1 protein-coding gene is annotated in these 272 nt (G+C 69.9%); it reads left to right on the top strand.

The genetic code is table 11. The features are described from left to right. Nucleotides 1–272: Ig-like domain-containing protein (locus tag FQ668_RS28660; protein WP_178095760.1), on the top strand; the 272-nt coding region annotated here is incomplete at both ends.

The raw sequence follows: 272 nt of genomic DNA, 5'->3' as shown, positions 1-272 counted from the left end.
GTCCCGGTCACCACTGCGCCTGCCAGCCCCAGCGACCTGGTGTTCGCCGAAGACGGCAGCAGCATCAGCGGTACCGCGCCGGCCGGCACCCGTGTGGAAGTGCATGACGCCAACGGCACGCTGATTGGCAGTGTGGTGGCTGGCCCCGACGGCAGCTTCACCGTCACCCTCGACCCGCCTCAGGCCAACGGCGAGCTGCTGGACGTGGTCGCCATCGATGACGGCGGCGTTTCCTCGCTGCCCGCACAGATCACCGCGCCCGACATCACCGC

Source organism: Pseudomonas sp. Kh14, from assembly GCF_900291005.1.
GTDB lineage: Bacteria > Pseudomonadota > Gammaproteobacteria > Pseudomonadales > Pseudomonadaceae > Aquipseudomonas > Aquipseudomonas alloputida.
Note: the sequence above shows the minus strand (reverse complement) of the source record. Positions and strands in the feature narration are given on the sequence as shown.